The sequence below is a fragment of the Ruegeria atlantica genome (assembly GCF_013032505.1).
In the GTDB taxonomy this organism is placed as follows: Bacteria; Pseudomonadota; Alphaproteobacteria; order Rhodobacterales; family Rhodobacteraceae; genus Ruegeria; species Ruegeria atlantica_F.
In genome coordinates this window covers 26,107-51,886 of the sequence record NZ_WQCG01000012.1, presented here as the reverse complement: position 1 = coordinate 51,886, position 25,780 = coordinate 26,107, and the positions used below count along the sequence as shown (strand labels likewise).

Here is a 25,780-nt window from a genome sequence, read left to right as displayed (position 1 = left end):
GTAAGCCATGGTTTCAAGAGAAGACTATCTATTGAAGGAAGTTGAGCATTTTGCGCCGTATTCGAAGTTTGATCAGAGCACGCCTCGAGACGAGCGGCTGTCCCAACAGGTGGATGCGGTGATCAAGGACTACGAGCGCATGGGGTATGATACCCCGGCTATTTCTTCAATGAGCCAGGAGATTGAAGATATCGCGTCTGCGCGTGTTTCAGAACACGATAAACAAGTTCAGCTTGTTGGGGCAATAAAGGAGCAATTCACTTACCCCGATAAAGAACTAGGACCTGACACCGAGGCGATGAGGATCTGGGTTTCCGAGCACATCAACGAAATCAAGCAGACGGAAAGCCACCATCCTTACTTTTCGGCCCTGGCCGATCTCGCAGACCACACAGCGTTCCAAAAATCGGAGGACTACGTACCTGCCGCGGATCGCTTCGCCCACTACATGAAAGACACCATCGGTGAGGAAGCGTTCAACGAACTTGACCGCCAAACGCAAGGCATCATGACTACGATCAACAAAATGAGTAGTTTTGTGGACCGAGTTGAAGACTTTAATCTACGTGCAAGGATGAGTATTGAAATAGGCGAACTCATGGGCCAGGTTGCCGAGCTTCGGCCCTATGATGCCGAGTTGCAACCGTTTACCGTCGAGGACTTCCGCTATACCAACGAGTTTGCACCGTTTCATTTCGACGGGGACGCCGGACGGGTGGGGGAAGAATGGAAAGGCGCAAAGGCCGAGATCATTGAGCGGACACAGGCAATAGGTATCAACCCTGATCTGTTCCTGGAGCGCTTCCAGGCTTCTCACCTGTCGATAAATACCGCAGTTTCTCTCGGAACATCCATGGAGTGGAAAGCCGAAGACTATATCGAGGCACAGATTCACTTCGCTAGCGAGGGGAACCGTAACGCGGAGAAACTGGGTGTACGTGCCGTCGACGAGCTGCATGAATTTGCCTCTGCCAAAATATGCCAGATGTCAAAGGAACTGGTTGAGGAACGCGGCGGGCAGTTCTTTTATCTCCGTCATGGAGACGCCGGACACAGCCTGTAATTGGCCCAACTGGCCCGAAGCTGCATATTTGGGCGCTATGAAGAACAGGACGTGAACACGCAGCTGTGATGTGTAACTTTTGGGTCTGCGAAGCTTGAAGAGTGTCACATTAGGGAGAAATCGACCCATTTGAGACAGCATAATCCGTCACATTCGCATGTCTTGTACGGGTCTACCCTTTTGTGACGCGATAGCGACAACAGCCATTCATACGGATAGCGGTGAAATCGGGCAGTGAGCCCATTTTGTTGGATGCTGCGAGAGATACCCGAGCATCGCAAAGCGCGTCGTCCGCGCCGCGCCAGTAAGCGCCAGGCCCCCAAGTTTGACCGTGATGTCAGCATTCTGTTTCGCCCGGATGATGTTGCTCACCGCCGCCAGTTTGGACATCGGGAGGCTGATCTTGTCTTGTTCAGACAAGGAGCGCGCTACCTTCAATTGCGACTTCTAATAGAAAACAAATAGAATCCGCACAAAACAATCGTTGCCAGATCACTCAGAATATCCTTGCAGAACCGAGAGCATCCAAGCACGATTCTGACTCAACCTATAAGCGATTTTTAGCCCACCAATTTCCCTCATAGGTTGACAGCATCCAGCTAAGGACGATAGCCAATGGTGAATAAAAGGTAGTGAGTTACAACGGAGAAACACGAAGATGACTACAGCTCGCTGCATCAGTTGCGACAATATGATTTCGATTCCAACAGACGTTAAATTAGCGGAAATTGTCACGTGCCTGGAATGCGGTGCCGAACACGAGGTTATAAATTCCAATCCCATTGAACTTATCGCGGCACCCGAGATTGAGGAAGACTGGGGCGAGTAATTACTCGCGCTAGGGCTTGGGGTTAGTCTATTTCAACAACATCTAATGACTTGCCGGCCGTAGCAAGGGAGTGATCTCGCGTGGACTTGTTGTTTCTATCGAGCATTATTAGAACCGAAGAAAAGCTTCTCTTGAACGCATTGAACAGTGCTGGGCTGGCGTTCTCAACGATTGATGTACGCAAGAAGATCTTTGATCGCACGCATGAGTCTGGTTTGAATGCAGACTTGGTGTTAAACCGATGCATTTCGCAAACACAGTCGCTTGCCAGTGTTCGCTATTTTGAAAGCTTGGGGTTGACCTGCGTGAACAGCTCTTCAACCATTGCACTGAGCGGCGATAAGCAAGCAATGACTTTGGCTTTGCAGGCTGCGCGAATTCCAACGCCATCCACAATATTTGCACTTGACACAAAAACGGCTCTGCAGGCTACAGAACAAATGGGGTACCCTGTTGTACTGAAGCCAACAACCGGGTCTTGGGGTAGGCTGGTCGTTAAAGCACATGATAGGAACGCCGCAGAAGCAGTTCTTGATTTGCGCGAACAGCTTACCGGTCCCCAGCATCGTCTGCATTATATCCAAAAATTCATCGAGACAGGCAATTCAGACCTGCGCGCAATCACATTGGACGGGCGCATTATTGCTGCATACAGGCGGCGGTCGAATCATTGGATTACCAACGCCTCACGCGGAGCGACGGGGGAAAAGATTTCTATTTCCACTGACTTGGAGGAGTTGTGTCGCGCCACCTCGGAAGTAGCTGGCGGAGGTATCTTGTCCATCGATTTGTTTGAGACTGATCAGTCTGGGCTACTGGTCAATGAAGTCAATCATACTACCGAATTCGCCCTGGCTACAGATGTTACTGGCGTGAATATCGCCTCCGAAATTGTTAATTACCTTAAGGCGAGACTTTAACCATGGTGCATGTGGCTATTGTTGGCGGATCTGGATTTGTGGGCGGTGAATTGTCGCGGCTCTTGCTGGCACATCCCGAGGTTACCAAACTGCAAGTTACCTCAGAAAGCCGCGCGGGCAAGCCGTTGGGCACGGTTCATCCCAATCTACGCCATCACACGGATCAAGCTTTTATACGCAAAGAAGACTTGAACCCTTGTGACGTTATATTTCTTGCAATGCCTCATGGTGCCGCCGCATCCGAAGTCTCGATCTGGCAGAATAAGGCCACCGTAGTAATCGACCTTAGCTCTGATTTCCGCCTAAATGATATGGCTCTCTATGAGAGATATTATGGTGGTTTGCATACAGCAACACACCTATGCTCCCAATTCACACCAGGGATTCCAGAATTTTATCGGAACGAACTTCGATCTGCAGATCGCATTGCTGGACCGGGCTGTACTGCAATTGCAGGAATTCTGGCTCTTCGACCACTACGGGCGTCTGGCGTGATTGAGCCACGTGTTTATGTAGATTCAAAAGTTGGCTCCAGCGGTTCAGGCGCGCGGGTGGGCTTGGGCACGCATCATCCGCTAAGATCAGGAGTCACTCGCGTTTTCAAGCCGACAGGTCACAGACATGAAGCAGAGATCGTCACCCAGTGTGACGTGATCCCCCACGTCACCGTCAACAGTGTTGATATGGTTCGCGGAATTTTATTGACAGCTTTTTGTACGCTGTCGCACCCGGTCTCCGACCGAGATATACGAAAAATATTCCGTGAAGCTTATGCTGATGAACCATTCACCCGACTGGTCAAGCGTCAAGGACAAGCTGGTTATACCCTACCTGAACCGAAGATTCTAACTGGAACGAACTATTGTGATATCGGCTATGCCCTAACGGATGATGGGAGCGGGCTCATCGCGATATCAGCCTTGGACAACCTGATGAAAGGTGCTGTCGGCAATGCCATCCACTGCATGAACATTCGCATGCAGTTTCCAGAAACAGCTGGATTGACCAGCATTAGCTTACATCCGGTGTAGTCATGATCTATCTCATAAAGATTGGTGGTGGCGAAGGCGTTGACATCGGTTCGATCCTCCAGGATGCCGTTGATTTGATCCAGGCCGGAGAACGAGTTGTTATCGTTCATGGAGCATCTCACGAGATCAGGACGCTGAGCGAACGGTTAGGGCAGCCCGAAAAATTCTTCACATCTCCTTCTGGCATACGATCACGCTATACCGACCTTGCGGTTCTGGAAGTCACATTGATGGCTTTTGATCGTGTTAACCGAGAGATTGTGTCGCAGTTACGGCATTTGGGGGTTTCAGCGCTTGGCCTATCTGCAATGGATGGTGGTTTGGTCGAGGGTAAGCGGAAGGCTGCTTTGCGGTCGTTGCAAGACGGGCGGGTTCATTTGATTCGCGATGATCATTCGGCACGGATCAATCATGTTAACCCTGCACATCTGCTTGCATTCCTGGATCAGGGGTTGACGCCGGTGATCTCTCCTCCGGCCTTTGATCTGCAGGATGGACCTGTCAACGTAGATGCAGATCGGCTCGCGGCAGCGATCTGCGCGCATATTACACCAAGTTTGTTGTTTTTGATGACCAATGTTGCCGGTTTACAGCAGGATAAGGACGATCCGACTTCGTTGATATCGTCGTTTGACGCGGACCAGTTCGAAGAGGCACTCGCGATAGCTCATGGGCGCATGCGTCTCAAAGTACTTGCCGTGCAGGAGGCGTTGGCAGGAGGCGTAGAAAAAGTTGTCATCGCCAACGGCAATATCACAAAACCAATTCAAAAAGCCTTGGCTGGCCATGGCACCACTTTTACGGCCTCAGCTGGAGCCTCACCTTCGATAGTATCGAAAAAGCAGGACACTGACCGATATGCAACCTAATTCACAACAAGCTCTTGACCTGCTGATTGATGCGGTTCGCATTCCGTCCCCCTCTGGACACGAAACTGAAGTAGCTGTGTTTCTCGCAGAACGCATGACGGCACTTGGCTTTGACAGTCACATCGACAACGCCGGGAACGTCATTGGCGAAATTGGTGACCAAGCTGGGCCTCAAGTAGTTCTTCTGGGCCATATGGATACCATCTCTACGTTGCTACCTACAACATTGACGGATAGCCAGATCGCAGGTCGTGGTACCGCCGACGCAACCGGATCGCTATGCTGTTTCATTTGTGCAGCTGCGGCATTTCATGATGCGCCGGTGCGGTTCATCGTCATCGGTGCGGTCGAAGAAGAAACAACATCGCGAGGGGCTTGGGCACTGCGGGGAACTTATGATCCGGCGATTGTATTTATTGGAGAACCGTCCGGTTCTGATGGGATCACGATAGGATATAAGGGTCGTATTGGCGGCCGCATTTCGCACCACACGTCGCAAGGGCATGCTGCCGGCCCACAGGATAATGCAAGTGTTGCTGCAGTGCGCTATTGGTCAAAGATTGTACAGTATTGCGAAGATCGATCACAAGACACTCGCCTGTTTGACCGACCGGAAGCTACGGTCACTCGAATGGCTGGAGATGCTGCCAGTGCTGAGATCGACTTTGATATCCGAATTCCAGAAGGCTTTGATATCAGCGCCTTCCTGACATTCACATCTGAACAGGCAGTCGGAGGCAACCTGCGGCTGGATGAGGCAACAAAGGCGGTTCGCACGCCGCGCTCATGCCTTCCGGTCCGCGCGCTTTCGGCTAGCATCCGCGCTGCGCACTTGAAGCCGAAGATCAAGATCAAATCAGGTACCTGCGACATGAATGTCGTCCGCGAATTCTGGTCCGCCCCGGCTGTCGCGTATGGTCCGGGCGATTCTCGCCTGGACCATACCATAGACGAGCATCTGAGCTTTGCCGAGTATTTAACCGCAATTGATGTATTGCGCGATGCTCTGTCACGGGTGATCGACGAGCTTTGCCCGCAATCTGAGATCACGGATGCAACCTCCAAGAAAGGATCACATTATGGCACGCTTGTCAGGTAAGGTTACCCTAATCACCGGAGCCGCGCAGGGACAAGGTCGTGTCCAAGCAATTATGTGCGCGAAGGAGGAAGCAAAGGTAATAGTCACCGATGTTTTAGTCGACAAGGCAAGGATGGTGGCAGAAGAAATCCATGAAGCTGGTCAAGATGCCATCTTTGTTCCACTTGACGTCGCAAATGAGGCCGATTGGAAGGCGGCGACGGAAATTGCGCGTGAAACATATGGTCCGATAACCGTCCTAGTGAACAATGCCGGCACCTTGGAGCGCGACTATACAGAAAACCTGACGCTTGACCAAATTCAGACCTCACTAAATGTCAATGCCACTGGCGCGCTGTTGGGTTGTAAACATTGCATCCCACAAATGCGGGAAGCAGGCGGTGGATCCATTGTGAACATTTCGTCAACGTCCGGGCTGATTGGTGCGACCGGCGGGTATACCGCATATGCCATGAGCAAAGGGGCAATCCGATTGATGTCACGCAACATTGCCGTGGAATGCGCAGCGGACAAAATCCGCTCAAATACGATCTTCCCCGGCCCGGTACGTACCGCGATGATTGATGACATGCTGGAGCCCGAAAACTGGAAAGAGCGACTTAGAACATTACCGATTGGTCGCGTCGGTGAGCCTGAGGATGTTGGCTATGCAGTCGTTTATTTTGCCTCCGATGAGTCTTCTTATGTCACCGGAGCAGAACTGGCCGTCGATGGCGGCACCACTGCGTTGTGAATTCGGAGCATTAAGTCATGAAAACGGAAATATCCATTGATGATCGAATCACTTTGAAGAATCTAGCCGACGGATTGCCGAGCGGATATCCTGAGGCATCAATCAAGAAATTGATTACTGGGCTAACGGCTCAAAAAAAGTTCTTTCCACCCGAGTTTTCATACGATGATAAAGGATCCGTTTATTTTGATCGTTTTGTTGAGACGTCAGAGTATTACCTGCCCCAGAAAGAGATCGAGATATTCAGAACCTACAAGGATGATCTGGTCGAACTGACCGGTAATCGCGCGATCTTTGAAGTCGGTGCCGGCAGTTCAAAGAAGGTTGCCATCTTACTAGAGGCCTACAACAAGCGGTATAACCCGGTCTGCTTCTACCCGATTGACATCAATGCCGCGATCATGATGGCCGGAGCTCGGAATTATCTGCCAAAACTACCCAACGTCTATACGAATTGTATTGCAGGCGCTTACAGCGATGTCTTTGCGAGCAAGATCAAACCTGCAGGAACTCCAAGTCTGTTCTTGCTAATCGGCAGCTCTATCAGTCAGGAATCCGATGACACTTTGCTCAGAAATATCCGCAAGCAGCTCGATATCGGCGATATGTTCATGATCTCGTATGACCTGCAGAAGGACCCAGAACTGCTTCGCAGTGCCTACCAGAATTACGAAGCCTCACTGTGCAGCCTGAATGTTCTCGATCACCTAAACGATACGTTTGGCTCCAATTTCGATCAAGGGAGTTTCGAATTCGAAGTGCAGTTCAATCCTGAGCACAAAGGTTGTGAAACGCATCTGCGCAGCAAGACTGACCAGGACATCTTGTTCCGGGGTTTGGAATTGACGGTCCATTTTGATGCCGATGAAACGGTCCGGACCGGTACGCAACGTAAATTTGACCGCGTTGAGATGCGGAGTCGCCTAGAAAACATCGGATTCCAAGAGGTGAAGACATTTACCGACGCAGATGGCTGGTATGCCACAACCCTGCTGGAGGCAGTATGATGGAAGCGTCTCAATTTGCAACGCACCGGCCCGTTCACCCGGTCGTTTTCTTGATCTTGACGATCGGCATGACCAGTGTGACCTATGGTTTTGGCCGATATGCTTTCGGCCTATTTCTGCCAGTATTGCGTGATGATTTTGCTGCAACAACTTTCGAATTGGGAGCCATCGCCAGTGTCAACGCTGCGACCTATCTGATCTCTACACTTTTGGCGTCGGCAGTCGCGATCTACTTCCGCCCAACAATCATGATGACCATGGCCAGCGCCATCACAGTGATTGGCCTATTCATCGCCGGGTTATCGCCGGAATTCTCGGGTGTCGCCTGCGGGATCATCACCGCAGGGATAGGAGGAGGGATTCTATCGCCTGCTTTGTTCGAAGCAATCGAGCATTGGTTGCCGGAAGCATGGAAGGTCAAGGCTATCGGCGCAGTGAGCGCGGGCGCTACACCGGGAATGATTATTACGGCTTTGGCCGCATATATTGCCGCTGATACATGGCGAATGGCTTGGATTACAATGGCGATCGTTGGGCTAGTGGTTATCATGTTTTCTCTCATGATCTTGCCACGAGACTCCATATCTCGCTCCTCCGTGGTCACCAAAGTTCCAATCAGCTGGGGCCTTTTTGTCAAGCGAGAGCATCTTCGACTATATTTTGCCTTGTTGGTTTATGGTATTCTCTTCAGCGTCTACCTGACCTTCTCGGTCGATTTGCTGAAACAGGTTGGCAATATGGTGCCACCTCATGACCGGTTGTTCTGGGCCTTGCTCGGAGTTGCTGGCCTGCCAGCAATCTTCAACGGACTTGCAATTTCCTCGGTCGGTCTTCGCTGGTTCCTGCGCCTGATATTCACTGCCTGTGCTTTGTCATATGCATTGCTTGCGCTAGCACCTACCCATCTGGGCGCAGTTTTGGTGTCAGCCGTTTTGTTTGGCTATACATCCATTGCTATAGGAAGTGGGCTTCTGGTCTGGAGTATCAGTAAGTTCAAAGAACGTCCATCCTTGGGATCCGGTGCGGTCTTTTTTCTGTTCTCTTCAACGACAATAGTCGGCCCAACACTCTTCAGCGCTCTGCTGCCGCTGATGGGGAGTACGTCCATTTTTGTTGCCTTGGCAGCTCTCAGTATGCTGATGGTACCGCTTTCCGCCCCGGAGAGAAATTTCCAATGAGACCGTCTGACATGCTCGCATTGTCGGGTGGCGCACCCGCCATTGACAAAACACTTGCCAAACCCATCTGGCCAGAGACATTGCCGCAGGATGAAACTGCCGTTGTTGAAGCTTTGCGCAAGAACGATCTGACCAGCCTTTATGCTGGCGGAGCGGTGGAGATGCTCGAAGCTGCTTGGTCAGAATGGATCGGCACGAAACATTGCATCACCGTCTCAAATGGGACGTCTGCGCTGAAATTGGCGCTGGCAGCGCTCGATGTCGGCCCAGGTGACGAAGTGATCGTGCCTGCGCTAAGTTTTATTGCTTCGGCTATCGCACCGCTGCACATTGGGGCGCGACCAGTCTTTGCAGATATTAATCCTAGGAGTTTCAATCTAGATCCGAAGGTGCTACCGGCTCTCCTAACCCCGCGAACCAAAGCCATCATCGTTGTTCATCTGCATGGTCTGCCTGCTGATATGTCCGAAATTACGGCATTTGCTCGGCAAAACAGTCTGCACGTCATTGAAGATGCCGCGCAGGCACATGGGGCCACCTACCAGGACAAGCACGTTGGTACATTGTCCGAGATAGGTGTCTTCAGTTTGAATGCCTCAAAAAATCTGCCCACGTGTGGAGAAGGCGGCCTCATCACCACCGATGACGACACTTTGGCTGATCGTCTGCAAAAGTTGCGCCAGTTCGGAGAACGACTGAAACGCGGCGAACGACGCCTTTATCTGCATGAAGATATTGGCTGGAACAATAAGCTGGGCGGCATTCCAGCCGCCTATACCCTGAGTCAATTAGATCGCTTTGGAACCAGCAACGCCCTGCGCGAATCCACGGTTCGCAGGTTCCTAGATCGTTTGCGGGATTTGCCCGGCCTGATTGTGCCCGAAACGCTGCCGGATCGATCCCATGTATGGCACATATTGCGATTTCTTGTTGATGCCGAATACGCGGGCTTCCCGCATCTAACCAACAAGGCGTTCCGGCTAGCCACACAAAGGGCATTGCGAGCGGAAGGTGTTCCGGTTGAACCCTATCAACAACGCCCCTTACCAGCTCAACCGATCTTTGCCGAGGAGGACCGCACAGCCATGTGTCGATCGGGCCGGGAACTACCTGTCAAGCCGTTTTCCGCGGAAAGCTATCCTATCACCAGCCGCGTGATTGACGATAGCTTCACCTTGCAAAGAGTGCATCTGAATTCCGGCGCGGATGCCTTTCTGCAGGCGTGCGCGGATGGCTTCGAAAAAGTTTTTGGTGTGCATCGTGAACAGGTAGCCCGGATCGCTCAATCCATCGCTGCGCGAACCGCATAGGAGGGTAGACCAAATGACAATCGCCGCCGTCACTTCCCGCAGTCATGAGTTCTTGGCACACGAAGCCTTCGAAATTAGACGTTTGGTATTGGAAATGGCGCATCAGCCTCACGGGGCCCATCTGGGAGGAGCTCTGTCGGCTGCTGACATTTTATCTGTTTTGTATCATCGGATCTTGCGACTGAACCCGGACAATCCCGATTGTCAAAATCGCGACCACTTTGTCCTAAGTAAAGGTCACATCGCTGCAGGGCTATATGCGGCGTTGATGCGACGCGGCATTCTGCCAGAGGGTGATCACAAGACTTACTGCCAGAATGGCAGCTATCTTGGCGGTCATCCATCGCACAGTTTGCCAGGAGTAGAATTCACCACTGGTTCATTAGGGCACGGTCTGTCGCTGGGCATTGGATTGGCGCTTGCCGCCCGCAAGAAAAAACGTGAAAATCGCACTTTTGTCCTGATGGGCGATGGCGAACTACAGGAGGGCAGCGTCTATGAAGCCGCAAGCGCCGCGCCCAGGTTCAACCTCAGTACTTTGACCGCGATAATCGACCGCAACGATCTTCAAATCAACGGAAGCGTGGAGCCCTGGTTGCCTAAGGGCGCGCTGACCGAGCGTTGGAAAAGCTATGGTTGGCAAGTGTTCGAAATCGACGGCCATGATATTGGCACTCTAGTAAGCACTTTGTCGCCCTCTCCCCAAGAGAGTGGTTGCCCTCGCCTGATCATCGCAAACACGACAAAGGCTAAAGGCGTGGCTTTTATGGAGAACAACAGAAAGAGTCATTCAGTCGCCTTAAGTGACCGGCTTTATCATCGCGCACGCGGCCAATTGAACGCCACAAAAAACAACCAGAATCCTGAGACAACCGATGCCTATTGAGCCTCTTTCAAACCCCGACGGTCAACTGGTTTCGGCGCGTGAACATTGTCGACAGACGTTGCTGCGTCTTGCCCAAGAGAACCGCGATATTTTGTGCTTGGACAGCGATATTGGGGGGCTTGATAGCTGCTTTGGGGATGTGCTGCCAGAGCAGTACTTTGATGTCGGAATCGCCGAAGCAAACATGATGTCGATCGCGGCGGGCTTGGCCAAGGGAGGCTGTCGACCAGTAGCTCATACCATGGCCGGTTTTGCGTCGACACGGGCCTGTGAACAGGTCAAACTTGATATCGCCTATCATGATTTGCCGGTTGTTATCATTGGGTCACACGGTGGGCTTTCCGCCGGACACTATGGTATGACGCATTTCTGTGTGGAAGATCTAGCAATCCTACGTAGCTTTCCTAACCTTACCGTAGTGGTGCCCTGTGACGCCTATGAAGCAGAAAAGGCCCTTGTTGCAGCGACGCAGCACGACGGGCCTATTTACATTCGGTTGGGACGCAATCCGACCCCAATCCTCCACAGGCAACCGAATCCGTTTGAATTTGGACGGGCACAAATCCTAAGGGACGGAGCAGATATCACGATTATCGGTTGTGGACCACACGCAATTGCAGCTGCGCTTGAGGCGGCCGAATTGTCGCTCTCGCAGGCGTCTGTTCGCGTTATCAACATGCATACAATCAAACCATTGGACACTGCAGCAATTGTCGCAGCGGCTAGAGAAACCAAGGCTTTGATAACAGTTGAAGAACACACGATTCAAGGCGGGCTTGGCGGCGCCATATGCGAAGTGGTGGCCCAAAAACAACCTTGCCCTGTCACCTGTGTTGGCGTGCCTGAGCATGTTCCAAGCCGTGTTGGGGATGAGAAAACACTTCTGGAACAATGCGGTATCAGCGCTCCTAGATTGAGAGATGCAATTCTGCGCCACCTAGCCCTTCCACAATGAAAAAAGATGGAGTTTGTAATGAAAGCAAATGATTTTTCGAGCTATTATACCGCTCTATCGCAACCGGGTTCTTGGGAGGATCCACAAACCGACCGGTCGCGACGAATGGTGACTGTGCCGCTCCTATCCTATTTTAATAATATTGCGTTTGCAGGACTGAATGATCTGTCAAAAGGGCAATTGAATATATGGCGCAACTCTTACCCGCAAGAGGCAGTCGCCAATTTACCAGGTTACATTGATGTGGGAAGGGTGAAATTCAGCTTTCCGCAGACCGACGGCGAAACTCCAGACAATATCCGCTGCGATGGGCAACGGATCGTCCTACCTGTGGATCAATATGATTGGATTTACATGCTATGCAGCGCAGAACGCCGTGTAGAAGATGAGGCAACACTGTTTTTTTCTGACGGCAGCGTCGATTTTGTGCCTTTCTGTGTTTCTGATTTTTGGCCTGGAGCCAAGGGCCGAAACGGCGAAATTGAAGCGCTACGTTTTGACAGTCTAAATTTTCCTCGCCACCGGCAGGTACGCATCGAGCCTGCTATTTGGCGATCACGAATCCCGGTTGCCCGCGAGACACCGCTTTCCGCCATTCGTCTGCCACGCAACGTTGCAGCCCACTTGTTCGCTGTAACCTGCCTACGTTCAGAGGATATTGACCAATGAGTATTGCCACGGATAGATTAGATTTCTGGTTCCACGAAAGCGTTAGTTGCCTGCAAGATTGTATGGCGATGGCGTTAAAATACTATGGTGAAGACCCGATCACGATTCTGGGCGCGCGTTGGTCCTTCTTTCACGATCCGGCCCAAGTCTCACAGCAGGAATTCTATTACCCCTCGCCATATGGTGATCTTGGCAGGGACCTTGCCCCTTTTCACAACCTGAGCGCCCGCTGGCACAGCGCACCCGACGCCAATGCCATGCTGGTAGATGTTGAAAAAGCGCTTCTTGATGGGCGACCTGTAATGTTGGTCGAAGACAACTATTTCATGCCAAATCGCCCAGCATGGCACGATGTCCATGCAGCCCATTTGGTCTTAGTCACAGGCTACGATATGTTAAACGAGACGTATCGAATTATGGAACCTACCCCCCCACTATATCACGGTTCGATTTCACGGGAACAATTGCTGAAGGCCATCGGTTCAGAAAACGAAATCCGCGAAGAATGGCGCGATTACTTTTTTGCCGGTGCGGAACTGAGTTTTCAGTGGATTGATATACACCCGCCCAGCTCCCCACCCCCTCTTGACATCGCCTTTGTTAAGGATGTTCTGGTCCAGAACCTTCGGGATTTCCGAGACCCAGATCTGTCAGATGCCACGTTGAAGGGGCTAACCGGCCTGCGGCAGTATTTGGAAGACGTAGTTTTGCAAGCGCGCCAGTCCGAACAAGCTGCTCAGCAGCGGTTATCAGAGATCTATACGATCGGATGGGCACACCTAGCCCAAACCGCATTGCACGCGGAATATCTCAAGAAGGCCAGTCACGCGTTTTCAAGCGCTGAGTTGTGTGAAGCGGCACGCAGGGTCGACAGCTTGGCAGCGAAATGGACTGCATTTCGGTTGTTCGGTGCACACGGAGCGCATGGTGACATTGGCACGAGTGTCGCGATCTCCGAGATTGCGCGTCGGACCCCGCAATTCGCTCTTGATCATGAACTGGCTCTCGATTCCATCGAAACTGCGATTAAAAATCTGTAACTGCTAAGGAAGTGTACAAAGTGAAGTTGGATTTTGATGTTACACGGGATGCACGAACAGTCGTAATCGTTGCAATGTCAGCACGCTCCGGCTCCAGCTGGCTGGTCGAACAACTAAAGCAATCCCGGGATTTCGTCCATTTTCGTGGCGAGTTGACAACGTTTCTTCGACGGCATGGCCTTACCCCACCCAAAGGAAACCTATCAAGCGAAGCCCTAAACGCAGGTGATGTTGAGAAAGCCGATGACGGATTTCGCAGCGATCTTAGCCTTGAAACAGGGCATCCATTAGATCGAATCATAGATGCCAACCAATTCTGTTCAGATATTCTACGGCGCTTAGCGCTTCAATGGCCAACACTCACGTTCGACAACCGTGCTGTGGATATCGTAACTCAAGCGGTAGACCACGAAATGCAGCAGCTTCGGCCGTTTGACCCGGTTGCGTTTTCAGCTTCATTGCTCGCAAAAATGGCAGTAATTTATCCAATTGATCCTGATTTTTACGATTTCAGCAAGGAACCAAGTGCTTCGGCCGATCATAACTATCCGTTCGACTATGCACTAGAAAGCCCGCCACTAGTGCTGTTCCAACCATGGCAAAGAGCTGATCGCGCTGATATTCAAACAAAGCCTATCATCATCAAAAGTGCCGGGGATGTATACCGGCTAGAATTCTACAAAGCTCTATTCAAGAATGCACAGGTCCGAGTACTGCATTTGCAGCGTAATCCAGCCGCATCAATTAATGGCTTGATGAACGCTTGGTTATCAAAGAAGTACCAAAGCTTTCGCGTAGGCGATCTCAATATTAAAGGATATTCAGATCTTGCTAGTTGGCGGAAAGAATGGTGGAAGTTAGACTTATTTCCTGGTTGGATAGACTATCGAAACAGTGATTTGCCCACTTTGTGTGCTGCACAGTGGGCCACGGCGCAGACATCTGTGCTTAACTGGTGCGAGAAAGAACGGCATCAACCGTTTAAGGCCCATTATGAAGATATGACCTCCTCATCCGAAAGCCGATCTGAAATGGTCGAAGGCCTTTGTGATTGGCTTCAGGTGCCACGTTTTCAACTTACCGAAACTCGGTTGATGAATGCTTCTGTGGCTCCGCGGAAAGCTGCCTGGCGCGATCGCGCTGCAAACATACTCCCCTTAATTTCAACCGCACATATAAAAGACTTAAGTGCACAGCTTGGATATGAAGGTAACGTTGAAGATTGGATCTAATCAGCGTTACCGCATAACTTGACCTTAGATCAGGCTTTTCCTCAATACCGGAAGAAGCTGACCACCTGTAAGGCACCCCAGATAGTCGCAGTTAATTCGAGCGAAAAATCACGATGTTTGCATTCCGAGCGCCGGATAAGTGCAATCCGCCACAGTTACAAGCTATGCCCATCATCTTCATGTCCACGAGACACTGCCTGCTCGTGTGTGTGGCTGATCTCCTGGGCGACCTCCCTGATCTTGGTGGCGGCGAACTGGTGCAGTTCGTCCACGGCCGTCTTGGCCTGCACGTCGCAATCCCCAACCCCCTTGGCCTTGAAGAAGGCGCTCGCAACGGCTTCGTCTGTATTGCGCCAATCGATTGACGTTCCAAGCGACACGTTCTCGTGGCTGGAAAAGCGGGCCAGGAAGAGATCGGCGTCGAGGCCTGTACCCTCGGCGCGCTCGACAATTGCTGATTTGACGGCCTCCCATTTGCTGGCCTCTGGACCTTCCAGCGCGTCCATCCGGTCGGTTCCAAATGCGTTGTTGTAGCGATTGTCATCCACCATATACGTCTGCAGCTTGGCATCGTAGGGGCGCAGAACCGCGACCTGGGCTTTCAAGTCGCCGATCTGAAGCTCCATCGTCGTGCGCAATTCGGGGTTTTCGACCTTGCCGGGCAACCGCTCCATGTCTGCAATGGACTGAAGGATACCTGTTGTCTGCTCATCCAGCACCTTGAAGACGTCTTCGCCCAAATGATCATTCATGAACTGAACGTAGCGTTCCGATCCGGTCACATACGCACCGGACTTCCGGAAGTCCCTGTAACCGGCAATTTCCGCAAGTGCGGAGAGATGCGGGTGGCTTTGTTCGGTGTCTCTGGTGTCGTTGATATGATCTGTGATCCGCGCCTTCAGATCCGCGCCAACCATGTCTATTGTTCCGCCGGCATCGCGCAGGTCCCACAACTCCCGCATGATCGGCTGAGACACATAAGAAGGATTTCTGTTGTCGCCAAAGTAATCCGCCTGCGTCAACAGATAGTCCAGTTGCGAAACCATGATCGTTTCTCCTTCAATAAGCTGAATGGCGTATTGCTGAATGCGGTCAGAAATAAGCGTCGAAGTTTCGGCGAACTGCTCGGATATACTGGCAAGGGACAAAGCTGACATATCCCGCGCCGCCTCCTGCGCTCTGATCTCGACCTCCGGCACCCCGTCAACGGTCGTCATTCCGGCCTGAACCTGCCACGTGTCCGTGGGTACTTCCTTGACCAGCCCGCGCTCGAAACGGGTTGTTGCTGTCATGTCGATGCCAAACTCGTTCGCCACTTCGGCCTGGATCGAGCGCAGCACATCGATATTCATTTCGCCGGTCATGCCAGTCTTGAGCCAATGCCCGTTTTCGACGCCACGGCAATTCACGATCAGGTGGACATGGGGGTTGTCGGTGTCGTTGTGAAAGACACTCAGGTAGTCCCAGGTGTCGCCAAACTTCCCGCTACCGAACACGCGATCTGCGAACTCCAGACCAGCTGAATGCGCAAAATCAGGCGGGGTGTCGGAAGGAAAGGAAACGATCATGTGGCGGGTGTATCCGAAGTTTGTCTTACCGGTGAAACCGTCATGCCACTCGGAGATGGTGTCCTCGATCTCCTGGGCGTTTAGGGGGGACACACCGTTTTCACGGATATCGAGAACTCCCTCTGCACGTTTGACCAGGTAGTCGATCTGGCGGCGCAGCTCCTTGCCGTTCTGAACCCCGCCCTTTCGGACAAATTTGACAACGGCTTCGGGGCGCCCAAAGCAAGCGCCGAGGCGGGTCTTGATCGGCGAGGCGCGAGACATAAGAAACTTCATCCGGCGCGCGGCCTGCAGCTGAAGCGCCGCACGCTGCGTAAGGTCCCTGCCCTTCTCGGCGGATCGGAACGCAAGCTCAATCAGCTCGGCCGCTGTAAGATCTAGCGCATGAGCCGTCACGCCGCATCCTCCTGGTACTCGTCCTGCAACAACCGACGAATGACGGATTCAGGTTCCCGGTTTCGCTGGGCGGCGGTGACCAGCGCCTTTAGGTCGCGACGCATTTCGACGATCGAACGATGCAGGTTTTCGACGTCACGGCGGTCGTCATCCGTCCAGATCACGGCCCCTTTCTTGGCCGATTTCGCGAGTTGGTTGAGGTTGGTGTATCCACCCTGAACCTGACGCAAATGCTTCTGCCACAGGCCCACCACTTCCGGGTCCGGATCGAGGTACCCGATCAATTTGTAGATTAATCGCTGGATGATCTGGTTCCGGCTTTTGGCACCTAAGGACATCACCGCGCTTTCTAGAAGCGCAATCGCATCGGACGGGAGGCGGACGGAAAACACGGAGGTGTCGGCAGTTTTGTTCATGGTCTTACGATAACTCATCGAGTTTTGTAACACAACCACCTTATCCTGTCAAAGCACCAAAAGCGAACCGCAGCGAATCCGAGGAACCGTTTTCCGAGGATTTGCGGCGGAGTCACTTCGCGATCTGGTGGCTATGTTCCGCGCCGGGGAAAAGGGTCCCGCCCCTTTTCCCAACAACAGGCGCGGTGCCGGTGGACCGGCGCAGGGCAATCACGCAACGCGTGGGCTGCCCGAACAGCGCCCCTCACATTCCGGCACAAAAATTGCAACTCAGCATTTTCGGCGCGCCTGCGGGCGCGCGCATTTTCGGCCGCCTTGGCGGCCCCCCTAGTGGGAACGTCAGCCGGGGGCTGTGGGGGGTCCGCCCCTTGCAGCCCCCGGCACCAAAAGCCGGACCTCACGGCCAGCTCGAAGGATCAGGAATGGGCGGTCGCGAGGCGACCGGGCTGGGGGTTACCCAGCCGCCGCAAGCGGATGGGACAGCACACCCTTTTGGCCTACCCGCAAGTTGAAACCTTCGACATAATGCTACGAAACGCAGCAGCGGATTTTGAGGCCGCGCACAATAACCACCAACCGGGGTCAGCTGGTGAGAGTTTGGGATTTTCCGTTCGCAACCGTCCGGATCGACTGCGCGACGTGCAGTCGGTTTGGAAGGTACTCAAAAAAGCGATTTGTCGAATTGGCGGGCGCGGACACGACCCTGCCGGACGCTTTAAAGATTGTCGCGCGGGATTGTCCGCGCGAAAAGAGCGGGTTGGTGCTGCATAACCGCTGTGGTGCGGGCTATTCAGATCTGGCCCGCCTGTGAATGCCGCCAGATCTGCCGGGCCTGGATTTTGAACCCCCGAGCGGGAATCAGGACACCGTGCCAACGCACGCAAAAAGGCCCGCCAAAGCGGGCCAATTGCTTCCATAGTTGGAAGAGGTAAGGGCGTTTTTTCCGAGTTAACGCGCCTTGCTGATAACACCATCCTCAGAAATGGCGGCAATATGGTTTGGCGTCTTCCGGGACATCTCGACGCCATCGCCGGACATGAAGGCTTCGGTGTATTCGGTGCGCTTGAAGACTGAGCCGTTGATTTCAACGGTGGTCTCGTCACCTTCGGTCTGGCGCGTGACCGACCCATCGGAGTTGAGTTTGATCAGTGCGTCATCGGCGGTCCGAATAACGACACAGTTCTCGGTGATCTGGATGCCCTGCCAGTAGACACCGCTGCTGCGCCGCACGATGATCTGATCCGGGCGCAACTTGATCTGCACATCCTCTCCGGCATCTTTGTCAGCGCATTTGACGACCAGAAACGCCTCCTGCTCACTTGGATCAGCGTGGATCGTGGCGGATGCATTTTTCGGCGGCCAGACATGGGCCTTGTCGCGGGACCGGCCCTGCTTGTCCTTGTGAAACCCGACGTAAAGCTGTGCCGACTTCCAGACGCGGCGAGCAACTTTGGTGATCGCGTTTGATGTGCTTGGGTTGGTCATGACACTATCCAGTTTGAATTGGTTTGCGTTAAGTTCAAGAAAACAATTGTCTTGACAGGCAGGCCGCTTACGCAGCCTGCTTCAGGTCCTCCGGAGCCGTCTCGAAGAGGAAATCTGCGGCTTTCTGTGCGGCACTGGCCGCTTTGAAGATGGCGCGTTTGTCCTCCTTCAGGGCTTTCAGCCAGCTTTCAACATAGGCCGCGTTCTGCTCGAAATCCGGGACCAGTCCGAGGCGGGCGCAGACCATGGCAGAGCCGATCTCGGCCACGAGCTCTTCCTGCGCCCGGTCCTGCTTTGCCATGCCCACCTTGAAGCGGTCGAGCCGGGACTTGTGACCGGTACAGTGCACGGCTTCGTGTGCCAGTGTCCCAAAATAATCCTCCGCGCTGTGGAAGGTCCCCACGGGTGGCATATGGATGTAATCTTCCGTGACGCTATAGAAAGCACGCGGCTGGTCGCTGGTTTTGATCCGGGCGCCCGTGGCTTCGAAGAATGCCTGAAGCCCGGGCTCGGCCGTGGTGCCCATATCGCGCTGATCTTCGGGCTTGATGTAGAACCGCTCTGGTAGGTCGTCGATCTGATCCGCATTGAATACGCGATAAGCTCTCGCATAAGGGATTTGCTCCGGATCGCCGCTGTCGTTCTCGCGCTCGAAAGTTCCGTATTTGACAACCTGAGAGGATTTCTCGCCCTTGCGAACCTGCCCGCCCATCTCCTGCGCCTGGCGGTAGGTGAACCAGTGGGCGGATGTGTACCCGTTCACCTCGGCCGCCAGCCAGAGCATCAGGACATTGATCCCGCGATAGGGTTCGTCGTTCGAACGCAGCGGAAACACAAGACCGCCTGCCGATCCGGTCCACGGCTGGCGCCAGGGCGGCGTTCCCGCCTCGATCGCGGCGATGATCTGGTCGGTGACGTGCTGGTAGATATCGAATTTCGTGGCCATCTCTTCTCTCCTTGAAAGCTGCCCCGAAGAGCTGCCTCTTTTTTCTTTCGGGGTGATGCAGGCCGATGGACCGACCCGCTCTGTTGAATTTGAAAATGGCGCGACTATTGCCATCCCATCCAATCGCGTGCCTCTGCCTGGCGCTTGACGTCCCGCCAGTAGTCCGGGTCGTTCGGGTTCTGGATCGATGGCGGCATAAAATCCAATCCCTCAGGGCCGTAGTCTTGATACTCGGTCTCGTCGTCCTGGATGCCGTTGCCGCTCAGGTGGCCGCAATGGCCGCAGCGGATTGCTGAGTATCGATTGATGCTGCCGCCTTCGACTTCTTCCCAACAGGATTCCCGCGCCGCCTTTCCACAGTCCCGGCATTCGGTCTCCCAACTTTCGTCATCAAGAGTGTAGCCACCGGGTTCGATGCAGGAGCCTGGGTTATCGCAGAAGATGGTCGTCATGGTCCTTTTCCTTTCGTGGTGGTACGATGGCCGATGATCCCGACCTGTCCGCTTGCGGTTTGCTGTGAACACAGCAGGCCACGGAAACGGCCTGCTGGACTGTCCTCTCCCCCCGCTCCCCTCCGCGTTTTTTCCCGGTGAGGAGGGGGGCCGATGGAAAAGATCCGTTTCTGATCCAGGGCGAGGGGGTCAGGCTGAAAAACGGAAAGTTTGCCCGCTTGCGGGTAAAAGCCGTTTTTCTGCTTGAGGCGCACAAAAAGAGAAATGTGATCCGCGCCCGTGGCGCGGGTCTCTCTTTGCGCCTTCCACCACGACGGGATCAGATACGAGAGATTTTCGGCCCCCTGACGTTCGGGAAAAACAAGCGCCGCAGACCGCCTATGGCGGGCTGCGATCGCATGAATAGAGTGAGCCGCGCCTGGCGCGCGGATCTCTCCTGTCTCTTGCAAAAGCCAGTCGCCACCCTTCAGGGCCGAAACAAAGATGTTAGGCCGACCCATTTGGCCACGATGACATGCTGGCTCGGAGAGACAGGATTCATCGCTACCCAAGCCAAAGGGCAGCAGGGCGTGTTTGGTTAGGTGAGGATGGCGGCGCAGCCGGCAGCCGAATAGGGCGCGGTCCCGAGCTGCAGGCTCGGGATTTGCCCAGCTGATGCTCTCTAAGTCCGAGCACCGGATAAGTGCAATCCGTTATACATACCAACGTTTTTGACGGTGCTGCAGCTTGCTGTCCGGGGCAAAGATCGAGCTGGCGTTTGCCGCGCGACCGGAACCGGAGCATGGGAAAAGGGCGGTTTTGCGCCGCCCTGCCCCGTCCTCAGCTTTGGGTGTCGTCGTTCTCCCGTTTCGGGAAAGCGACCATTTCGACACCGGGGAACATGTTGTGCTTAACCTGGATCGAGGTGATGTTGCCTTGTTCGTCGGTGTTTACGAAAGCGACACCGCAACGGTCCCAGAAGTTTTTGCCATCTTTCTCGCCGGTTTTGACGTTCAGTTTCAGAGTTTGAGTTGCCATTGTTTGATCCTCGCTTTTGCGTGTTTCGATGAACATGCCCAAAGCGGGTACTAAGGGGATGTCAGCGGCTATTTTGCTTCGCGATGCAAAGCCGGGCTTGCCCGGCGGCGGAAAATAGTCGTTGAAGCTTCTGATCTTCACGCAGATCAGGAGCGGCTTTTCCGACTGCCCGCTTATGTTCATTAATGAGGAAACACGCCTGCGAGGTTCTTCACTGGCAACGGGGTGAAACCTGTCGCAACCGAAGAAAGGCAAAAACTTCTGGGGCTGATGCGCGCGAGACGCTTAATCAGAAAACCGCGTTTTCACGGCAACGTCACCTCGATCCAACCAGGGGCGGCACGATCTGATGGACGAACTGCGGGCAGCTTTCCCGACACGGGTTCACATACGCAACGCCGGATCAGGTTACGAGGCGGTGCAAAACCGCCCTTTTCCTCAAGGCAGCGCCTGGCGTCATCTGTAAAAACTGAAAGTGAAGTGGAACGGGTGGTAGAGCGCTAGATCAGCCCAAATTCGAACTGAACCCCATTCGACTGTGCGCCCGAGAGCAACTCAATGCAGTCGTTGCGCCAAGGATAGCAGTTTGGAGCCCCTTGCGGTCATTACAGCGCTGCTTGGGCGCTGCGGATGCATTGGACCGCAAGCAGCCCGAAGCGGACCTTCAAAATCCGACTTTGCAATTCTCGTGTTGCGGACAAGTTAGGCCTCGTATTGCCAAGGTCTCAGCGTCGCTAGCCACTGAACTCTGACATTGGCTCCGCAATTACCATAGCTTGACATAAACCTTGCGCCAAAGACTGTTGCCAAGCTCTGTTTCAGTTCATTTTATCTGACAACGTTTGTGTCGGCAGTTGTCCAAAGAGTGCTCTGTAGTCTCGCGCGAACTGACCCATGTGCCAAAATCCGTAGGCGTTTGCGATGTCCGATATACTCTCCTCTGGCGAGCAGGATACCAGTTCATGGCGCACAGCACCGAGACGGGCTCTTAGATAAAACTGCTTGGGGCTCACCCCATATGTTTCCTGAAACGCGCGACGAAGAGTGCATGCGGATACCTGTATATCTGCACATACTTCACCGATTGAAACGTTATCCATCAAATGGGCCCGCATGAACTCAACGGCTTGTTGCGCTAAACGGGTTCTATTTTTACTGTTTCGCCGATCACCCCATTTTTCGCCTACCACCAGCATTTCCAGAAGCTCTAAGATCATATCACTCTCTTCACTATCAGAGCTTGGTCCGGCCGCTGATCCAATTAGAAAGCGCGCTTTGTTTTTGACTAAGGAATGGAGCTTGCCAGCGTCGCTAACGAAAGATCTCAAAGCGTCATTTCGCACGGTGCTGATATCAAGACCGCAATCGTCGGCGATCCGTTGAGCCCTTCGGATGTCGATGCCAAAGGTCAGGCCTGTGAGCGTTGAATTGCTCACGCCTTCAAAAGGGTCTCCGCTACCAAAATTCATCAGAGCGGTGTCTGAGGGGGAGCCGTTAAGCCAAGTCCGTACACTCCCTTTGTCTGGTAAGCCAAACGCTAGAATGTCAGGGCGAGAAACACCGGTTTGGTACACAGCCTTGTCAAACGACAAATCAATCATTTGAAGGTTAAGACCTGCCCAAACGGATACCGAAGAGTTCATAGTTCCCTCTTCAATTTGGCGTAGCTCGACATCCCATTGGGACAGTTCGCGGAATTGCGAAGGGTCCTGCAAAAAAAGTGTGTTTGGGGCGTAGGTTTTTTTGGAGGCTGATCGTTTTTTGATGTCGTCCATTCCGCCTCGCAGGTAGTTTTCATGAAATGTTATTCGAATATGTAGGCTTGGACAATTGCAAGACAAAGCACACAAATCGAGAGGGAAGAGGTTCGGACGCCCATCGTTGCCTGACGATACTGCGCGCACCGAACGCGTCGTAACGCTGCTAACCAAAAGCGAAAAAGAGTTGTTGCGCTCACAGGCTGAAGATAGCGAACTCTCCCTTTCAACCTTTTGCCATCATCTGATCCTTGAAGGTCTGAAAACAAGTAAATCATGAAACAGGGGTATCTCATGAAATCAAAACTGTTCCTCTCCGCGCTGGTCTTTGCCGGCTCCGCTATCACGGCGGCAGCTCAGGACAGCAATATCGTGCATGATGCGGAATATTATGTGCTGAAGCAGCAAAACGAAGCCGTTTGGGTCGAGAACGACGCACAAGTTGACCAACTGCTGGCCGATTTTCGTGAGAAGAACGGAGGGAACCCACCAAACATCTTCTACATCCTTATTGACGATATGGGTTTTGGCGACATGGGCATGCCCGAGATGAACGCGATACGCGGGTATTCGACGCCCAATATCAACGCGCTAGCAGAGGAAAGCATGCGGTTTGCGCGCATGTACACCGAGCCTTCCTGCACACCGTCTCGGGTCGCCTTCATGACGGGTCGCCAGCCGTATCGTAATGGGATGGGCGATACCGCCGTTGATATTTCGGGTTTTGGCCTTGCCGATGAAGAAGTCACAATTGCCGAAGTTCTGAAATCCGTAGGCTACAACACCTCGCATGTTGGCAAATGGCACATGGGCGACATTCAGGAATCCTGGCCTACTTATCAGGGCTTTGACTACGCCGCGTTCCCCATCCATCAACAGGGCCAGCTGGCCATCTTCAACGAAGATGCAGCCAAAGAAGAAATCACCATGGCCATTGGGGAAGACAACTACAACTCCAAATACACGCTGGATGATTGGTTTCGCCCTGATCCGGGACACATGATTACCGGCCTTGAAGCTGTTATTGGCGGGGAGGTCCGCGAAGTCCATATGGAACCGGGTGAGAAATGGACCCAGGACAAATATAATGAAATGAACATCCGCTATCAGGCACAGGCGATGGAACAGTTGCGCCTGCTAGCAGAACGGGATGAACCGTTCTTCCTGCAATACTGGCCGCTTGTCCCTCTGTCGACAACGCGCACGACGAGAGAGGCGTTCACGACACCCAACGGCGGTACATTCGTTGAAAGCATGGAAGAGCTGGATGAATGGATAGGGGTCATTCTGAACGAAGTCGATGCGCTGGGGCTCAGGGACAATACCCTAATCGTTTTGATGGGCGACAACGGTCACTTCACCAAATATGCCCCCGGCAGTGGGTTTTCGCCGCTGGTCTTCCGCGGCGGCAAGGCCGATACGTCTGAAGGAGGCGTTCGGGTGGACGCGTTTGCCCGCCTGCCCGGCTTGATCGAGGGAGACTCGATTGTATCTGACATTATTCATATTTCTGATTTGTTCACGTCAATTGCGCGTATCGGTGGAGCGATGGATGCCATCCCCCGCGACCGGATCATTGACGGTGTCGATCAGACGTCCCTGATGTTTATTGGCGATACGCATGGGCGCAGGGATCATGTACTGATCTACTCGATCAATTCGCTGAAAGAGGTGGTAAAGGAACACATCAAACTCAAAGTTCCGGCCAAAGGTGAAAATGCTATCGTGGCCAAGTTCTACAACCTGTTCCGCGACCCCCGCGAAGAACAGAGCGTATCGACCGAGATCGGAGCATGGGCTGGACATGAGTTTAACCGCATTATTGCCCGCCACCTGAAATTCAAGGAAATGTACCCCGATCAACCGGCCGCGACTGGACGTCCCTATGAAGGTATCGTGAACCTTCGCCCTGAAACCGTCGCAGCGGTGGATGCCTTTGTCGCCAAGCGGGACATTCAGCCCGACTAAAAGGTGAAGCTGATAAAAGTAATGCAAGCCCCGCATCAGATAATGATATGCTTGATGTGGGGCTTGGCATCCACAACAAAAATTCTGGAAGCAATATGAAAATCCAAGCGCTTGTCCTTGCATTGGCGACTGGCATTGTTGCGGCCCCAGCAATCGCCGATGAAAACGCTTCAAACCCTTTGGCCGCAGTCAATAACACGGACATCCGGTATCAGTATTTTGATTTGGGCAACGGTGCTGACAAGCAGGACGCCTTTATAGATGGCGCATACATGCTGCGGCCTGATCTGAAACTGAAATATGAGTTGCACTACAACTCAACGGATGTGACTGGAACTCGGTTCACTGACTTTGAGAAATTGAGCCTCAAAGCGATCTATTTCCCTTCTCAGAGACCGCTCAACGAAACGTGGGCCATCAAGTCGGCCATTGGCCTGGAGTGGATACTGGACTTTGGCGACCCGGAAAAAGGGATCGGAACCGGGTCCGATCAAATTGCGCCTTTTGGCGGGTTCGCCTTTGCAAACACAAAATCAGGGCTGACGCTGATCCCACTGCTCCAGCATTTTGCTTCATACAATGGCCCGACGGACATAAACCAAACCGCGATGCGGTTGATTGCGCTACAACCGTTTGGCGATGGGTACTGGGCCAAGGCTGATATCAAAGCACCATATGACTGGGAGAACGATGCTTGGCCAGCGACCGCTGAGTTCCAGATTGGCAAGAACCTCAGTCCTGGCATCGCAATTTATGCTGATTTCCTCATCGGTATAGGTTCCGACCGCCCCTACGATAAAGGTGCCGGCTTAGGTTTGCGTTTCAACTACTAGTTCACCCACACCCAACCTCGGCGAAGATCATCTATGTCACAGGCCAGAACTCTGTTCAGCCAATTGTTTTCTGCGTCTATCTTGACCCTTCCTGGAACTGCCTTGAGCCAATCCCTGCCCG

24 protein-coding genes and 1 pseudogene are annotated in these 25,780 nt (G+C 53.1%); 18 read left to right on the top strand and 7 right to left on the bottom strand.

Annotated features, from left to right (window positions below):
- Positions 1–7 precede the first annotated feature (7 nt).
- From GOW92_RS23465 to GOW92_RS23390, 16 genes and pseudogenes are all read left to right on the top strand, one after another.
- Entirely contained in the window at positions 8–1,063 is a 1,056-nt protein-coding gene (locus tag GOW92_RS23465; RefSeq protein WP_170565851.1) for a hypothetical protein, read from the top strand.
- A gap of 264 nt (positions 1,064–1,327) precedes the next feature.
- Positions 1,328–1,519 (top strand): annotated as a pseudogene (locus GOW92_RS25485) (IS30 family transposase); the annotation flags it as partial.
- Between the two features lie 202 nt (positions 1,520–1,721).
- The gene (locus tag GOW92_RS23455) at positions 1,722–1,892 is read left to right on the top strand and encodes a lysine biosynthesis protein LysW (protein ID WP_217356579.1); all 171 of its coding nucleotides are present in this window, start codon (positions 1,722–1,724) and stop codon (positions 1,890–1,892) included.
- A gap of 80 nt (positions 1,893–1,972) precedes the next feature.
- The gene (gene lysX, locus GOW92_RS23450; protein ID WP_170565845.1) at positions 1,973–2,812 is read left to right on the top strand and encodes a lysine biosynthesis protein LysX; all 840 of its coding nucleotides are present in this window, start codon (positions 1,973–1,975) and stop codon (positions 2,810–2,812) included.
- Positions 2,813–2,814: 2 nt separating this feature from the next.
- Positions 2,815–3,843, top strand: a complete 1,029-nt coding sequence (argC, locus tag GOW92_RS23445) for an N-acetyl-gamma-glutamyl-phosphate reductase (protein ID WP_170565842.1) — start codon at positions 2,815–2,817, stop codon at positions 3,841–3,843.
- 2 nt (positions 3,844–3,845) lie between these two features.
- Entirely contained in the window at positions 3,846–4,712 is an 867-nt protein-coding gene (locus GOW92_RS23440; protein ID WP_170565839.1) for a [LysW]-aminoadipate kinase, read from the top strand.
- Positions 4,702–5,811, top strand: a complete 1,110-nt coding sequence (locus GOW92_RS23435) for a M20/M25/M40 family metallo-hydrolase (protein WP_170565836.1) — start codon at positions 4,702–4,704, stop codon at positions 5,809–5,811. Before GOW92_RS23440 ends, GOW92_RS23435 begins: the two co-directional genes overlap by 11 nt.
- Positions 5,792–6,544, top strand: coding sequence for an SDR family NAD(P)-dependent oxidoreductase (locus GOW92_RS23430; protein ID WP_170565833.1), 753 nt, complete (start codon positions 5,792–5,794; stop codon positions 6,542–6,544). The genes GOW92_RS23435 and GOW92_RS23430 overlap by 20 nt, the downstream gene beginning before the upstream one ends.
- A gap of 17 nt (positions 6,545–6,561) precedes the next feature.
- Positions 6,562–7,551, top strand: a complete 990-nt coding sequence (locus GOW92_RS23425) for an L-histidine N(alpha)-methyltransferase (protein WP_170565830.1) — start codon at positions 6,562–6,564, stop codon at positions 7,549–7,551.
- Positions 7,548–8,729, top strand: a complete 1,182-nt coding sequence (locus GOW92_RS23420) for an MFS transporter (RefSeq protein ID WP_170565827.1) — start codon at positions 7,548–7,550, stop codon at positions 8,727–8,729. Before GOW92_RS23425 ends, GOW92_RS23420 begins: the two co-directional genes overlap by 4 nt.
- Positions 8,726–10,039 (top strand): DegT/DnrJ/EryC1/StrS family aminotransferase, encoded by a 1,314-nt coding sequence (locus GOW92_RS23415; protein WP_170565824.1) that lies wholly within the window; start codon positions 8,726–8,728, stop codon positions 10,037–10,039. The genes GOW92_RS23420 and GOW92_RS23415 overlap by 4 nt, the downstream gene beginning before the upstream one ends.
- A 13-nt stretch (positions 10,040–10,052) precedes the next feature.
- Complete coding sequence (locus GOW92_RS23410) at positions 10,053–10,925, top strand: transketolase (RefSeq protein WP_170565821.1); 873 nt, start codon at positions 10,053–10,055, stop codon at positions 10,923–10,925.
- Positions 10,915–11,880, top strand: a complete 966-nt coding sequence (locus GOW92_RS23405; protein ID WP_170565819.1) for a transketolase family protein — start codon at positions 10,915–10,917, stop codon at positions 11,878–11,880. The genes GOW92_RS23410 and GOW92_RS23405 overlap by 11 nt, the downstream gene beginning before the upstream one ends.
- A 6-nt stretch (positions 11,881–11,886) precedes the next feature.
- Positions 11,887–12,549: a hypothetical protein gene (locus GOW92_RS23400; RefSeq protein WP_170565816.1), complete on the top strand. Its 663-nt coding sequence runs from the start codon at positions 11,887–11,889 to the stop codon at positions 12,547–12,549.
- Positions 12,546–13,589: a BtrH N-terminal domain-containing protein gene (locus tag GOW92_RS23395; protein ID WP_170565813.1), complete on the top strand. Its 1,044-nt coding sequence runs from the start codon at positions 12,546–12,548 to the stop codon at positions 13,587–13,589. Before GOW92_RS23400 ends, GOW92_RS23395 begins: the two co-directional genes overlap by 4 nt.
- Positions 13,590–13,609: 20 nt before the next feature.
- Positions 13,610–14,821: a hypothetical protein gene (locus GOW92_RS23390; RefSeq protein ID WP_170565810.1), complete on the top strand. Its 1,212-nt coding sequence runs from the start codon at positions 13,610–13,612 to the stop codon at positions 14,819–14,821.
- Positions 14,822–14,976: 155 nt separating this feature from the next.
- Here GOW92_RS23390 and GOW92_RS23385 read toward each other — a convergent pair whose 3' ends face one another.
- The 7 genes from GOW92_RS23385 to GOW92_RS23355 all read right to left on the bottom strand — a co-directional run bounded on the left by GOW92_RS23385 (position 14,977) and on the right by GOW92_RS23355 (position 22,876).
- Positions 14,977–16,785, bottom strand: coding sequence for a relaxase/mobilization nuclease domain-containing protein (locus tag GOW92_RS23385; protein ID WP_170565807.1), 1,809 nt, complete (start codon positions 16,783–16,785; stop codon positions 14,977–14,979).
- The gene (locus GOW92_RS23380) at positions 16,782–17,219 is read right to left on the bottom strand and encodes a hypothetical protein (protein WP_170565805.1); all 438 of its coding nucleotides are present in this window, start codon (positions 17,217–17,219) and stop codon (positions 16,782–16,784) included. Before GOW92_RS23380 ends, GOW92_RS23385 begins: the two co-directional genes overlap by 4 nt.
- Positions 17,220–18,149: 930 nt before the next feature.
- Complete coding sequence (locus GOW92_RS23375; protein ID WP_170565802.1) at positions 18,150–18,686, bottom strand: hypothetical protein; 537 nt, start codon at positions 18,684–18,686, stop codon at positions 18,150–18,152.
- Positions 18,687–18,753: 67 nt separating this feature from the next.
- A complete protein-coding gene (locus GOW92_RS23370; protein WP_170565799.1) occupies positions 18,754–19,632 on the bottom strand; it encodes an ArdC family protein in 879 nt (292 codons plus the stop codon).
- A gap of 104 nt (positions 19,633–19,736) precedes the next feature.
- On the bottom strand, positions 19,737–20,084 hold the full coding sequence (locus GOW92_RS23365; RefSeq protein ID WP_170565796.1) for a hypothetical protein: 348 nt from the start codon (positions 20,082–20,084) through the stop codon (positions 19,737–19,739).
- An 819-nt stretch (positions 20,085–20,903) separates the two neighbouring features.
- On the bottom strand, positions 20,904–21,101 hold the full coding sequence (locus GOW92_RS23360) for a hypothetical protein (protein WP_170565793.1): 198 nt from the start codon (positions 21,099–21,101) through the stop codon (positions 20,904–20,906).
- An 818-nt stretch (positions 21,102–21,919) separates the two neighbouring features.
- Positions 21,920–22,876, bottom strand: coding sequence for a helix-turn-helix domain-containing protein (locus GOW92_RS23355; protein ID WP_170565790.1), 957 nt, complete (start codon positions 22,874–22,876; stop codon positions 21,920–21,922).
- Positions 22,877–23,152: 276 nt separating this feature from the next.
- On the opposite strand from GOW92_RS23355, the gene GOW92_RS23350 reads away from it, so the two are divergent.
- Positions 23,153–24,826: a sulfatase-like hydrolase/transferase gene (locus GOW92_RS23350; protein ID WP_170386664.1), complete on the top strand. Its 1,674-nt coding sequence runs from the start codon at positions 23,153–23,155 to the stop codon at positions 24,824–24,826.
- A gap of 95 nt (positions 24,827–24,921) precedes the next feature.
- Positions 24,922–25,659 (top strand): hypothetical protein, encoded by a 738-nt coding sequence (locus GOW92_RS23345; protein ID WP_170477049.1) that lies wholly within the window; start codon positions 24,922–24,924, stop codon positions 25,657–25,659.
- The last annotated feature ends 121 nt before the right edge of the window (positions 25,660–25,780 follow it).

Coding starts and splice junctions, on each gene's coding strand:
- GOW92_RS23440 (WP_170565839.1), top strand. CDS start 3,846: ATGATCTATCTCATAAAGATTGGTGGTGGCGAAGGCGTTGACATCGGT.
- GOW92_RS23465 (WP_170565851.1), top strand. CDS start 8: ATGGTTTCAAGAGAAGACTATCTATTGAAGGAAGTTGAGCATTTTGCG.
- GOW92_RS23350 (WP_170386664.1), top strand. CDS start 23,153: ATGAAATCAAAACTGTTCCTCTCCGCGCTGGTCTTTGCCGGCTCCGCT.
- GOW92_RS23400 (WP_170565816.1), top strand. CDS start 11,887: ATGGAGTTTGTAATGAAAGCAAATGATTTTTCGAGCTATTATACCGCT.
- GOW92_RS23380 (WP_170565805.1), bottom strand. CDS start 17,219: ATGAGTTATCGTAAGACCATGAACAAAACTGCCGACACCTCCGTGTTT.
- GOW92_RS23420 (WP_170565827.1), top strand. CDS start 7,548: ATGATGGAAGCGTCTCAATTTGCAACGCACCGGCCCGTTCACCCGGTC.
- GOW92_RS23415 (WP_170565824.1), top strand. CDS start 8,726: ATGAGACCGTCTGACATGCTCGCATTGTCGGGTGGCGCACCCGCCATT.
- GOW92_RS23395 (WP_170565813.1), top strand. CDS start 12,546: ATGAGTATTGCCACGGATAGATTAGATTTCTGGTTCCACGAAAGCGTT.
- GOW92_RS23370 (WP_170565799.1), bottom strand. CDS start 19,632: ATGGCCACGAAATTCGATATCTACCAGCACGTCACCGACCAGATCATC.
- GOW92_RS23430 (WP_170565833.1), top strand. CDS start 5,792: ATGGCACGCTTGTCAGGTAAGGTTACCCTAATCACCGGAGCCGCGCAG.
- GOW92_RS23425 (WP_170565830.1), top strand. CDS start 6,562: ATGAAAACGGAAATATCCATTGATGATCGAATCACTTTGAAGAATCTA.
- GOW92_RS23355 (WP_170565790.1), bottom strand. CDS start 22,876: ATGGACGACATCAAAAAACGATCAGCCTCCAAAAAAACCTACGCCCCA.
- GOW92_RS23410 (WP_170565821.1), top strand. CDS start 10,053: ATGACAATCGCCGCCGTCACTTCCCGCAGTCATGAGTTCTTGGCACAC.
- argC (WP_170565842.1), top strand. CDS start 2,815: ATGGTGCATGTGGCTATTGTTGGCGGATCTGGATTTGTGGGCGGTGAA.
- GOW92_RS23375 (WP_170565802.1), bottom strand. CDS start 18,686: ATGACCAACCCAAGCACATCAAACGCGATCACCAAAGTTGCTCGCCGC.
- GOW92_RS23365 (WP_170565796.1), bottom strand. CDS start 20,084: ATGACGACCATCTTCTGCGATAACCCAGGCTCCTGCATCGAACCCGGT.
- GOW92_RS23435 (WP_170565836.1), top strand. CDS start 4,702: ATGCAACCTAATTCACAACAAGCTCTTGACCTGCTGATTGATGCGGTT.
- GOW92_RS23405 (WP_170565819.1), top strand. CDS start 10,915: ATGCCTATTGAGCCTCTTTCAAACCCCGACGGTCAACTGGTTTCGGCG.
- GOW92_RS23345 (WP_170477049.1), top strand. CDS start 24,922: ATGAAAATCCAAGCGCTTGTCCTTGCATTGGCGACTGGCATTGTTGCG.
- GOW92_RS23360 (WP_170565793.1), bottom strand. CDS start 21,101: ATGGCAACTCAAACTCTGAAACTGAACGTCAAAACCGGCGAGAAAGAT.
- GOW92_RS23455 (WP_217356579.1), top strand. CDS start 1,722: ATGACTACAGCTCGCTGCATCAGTTGCGACAATATGATTTCGATTCCA.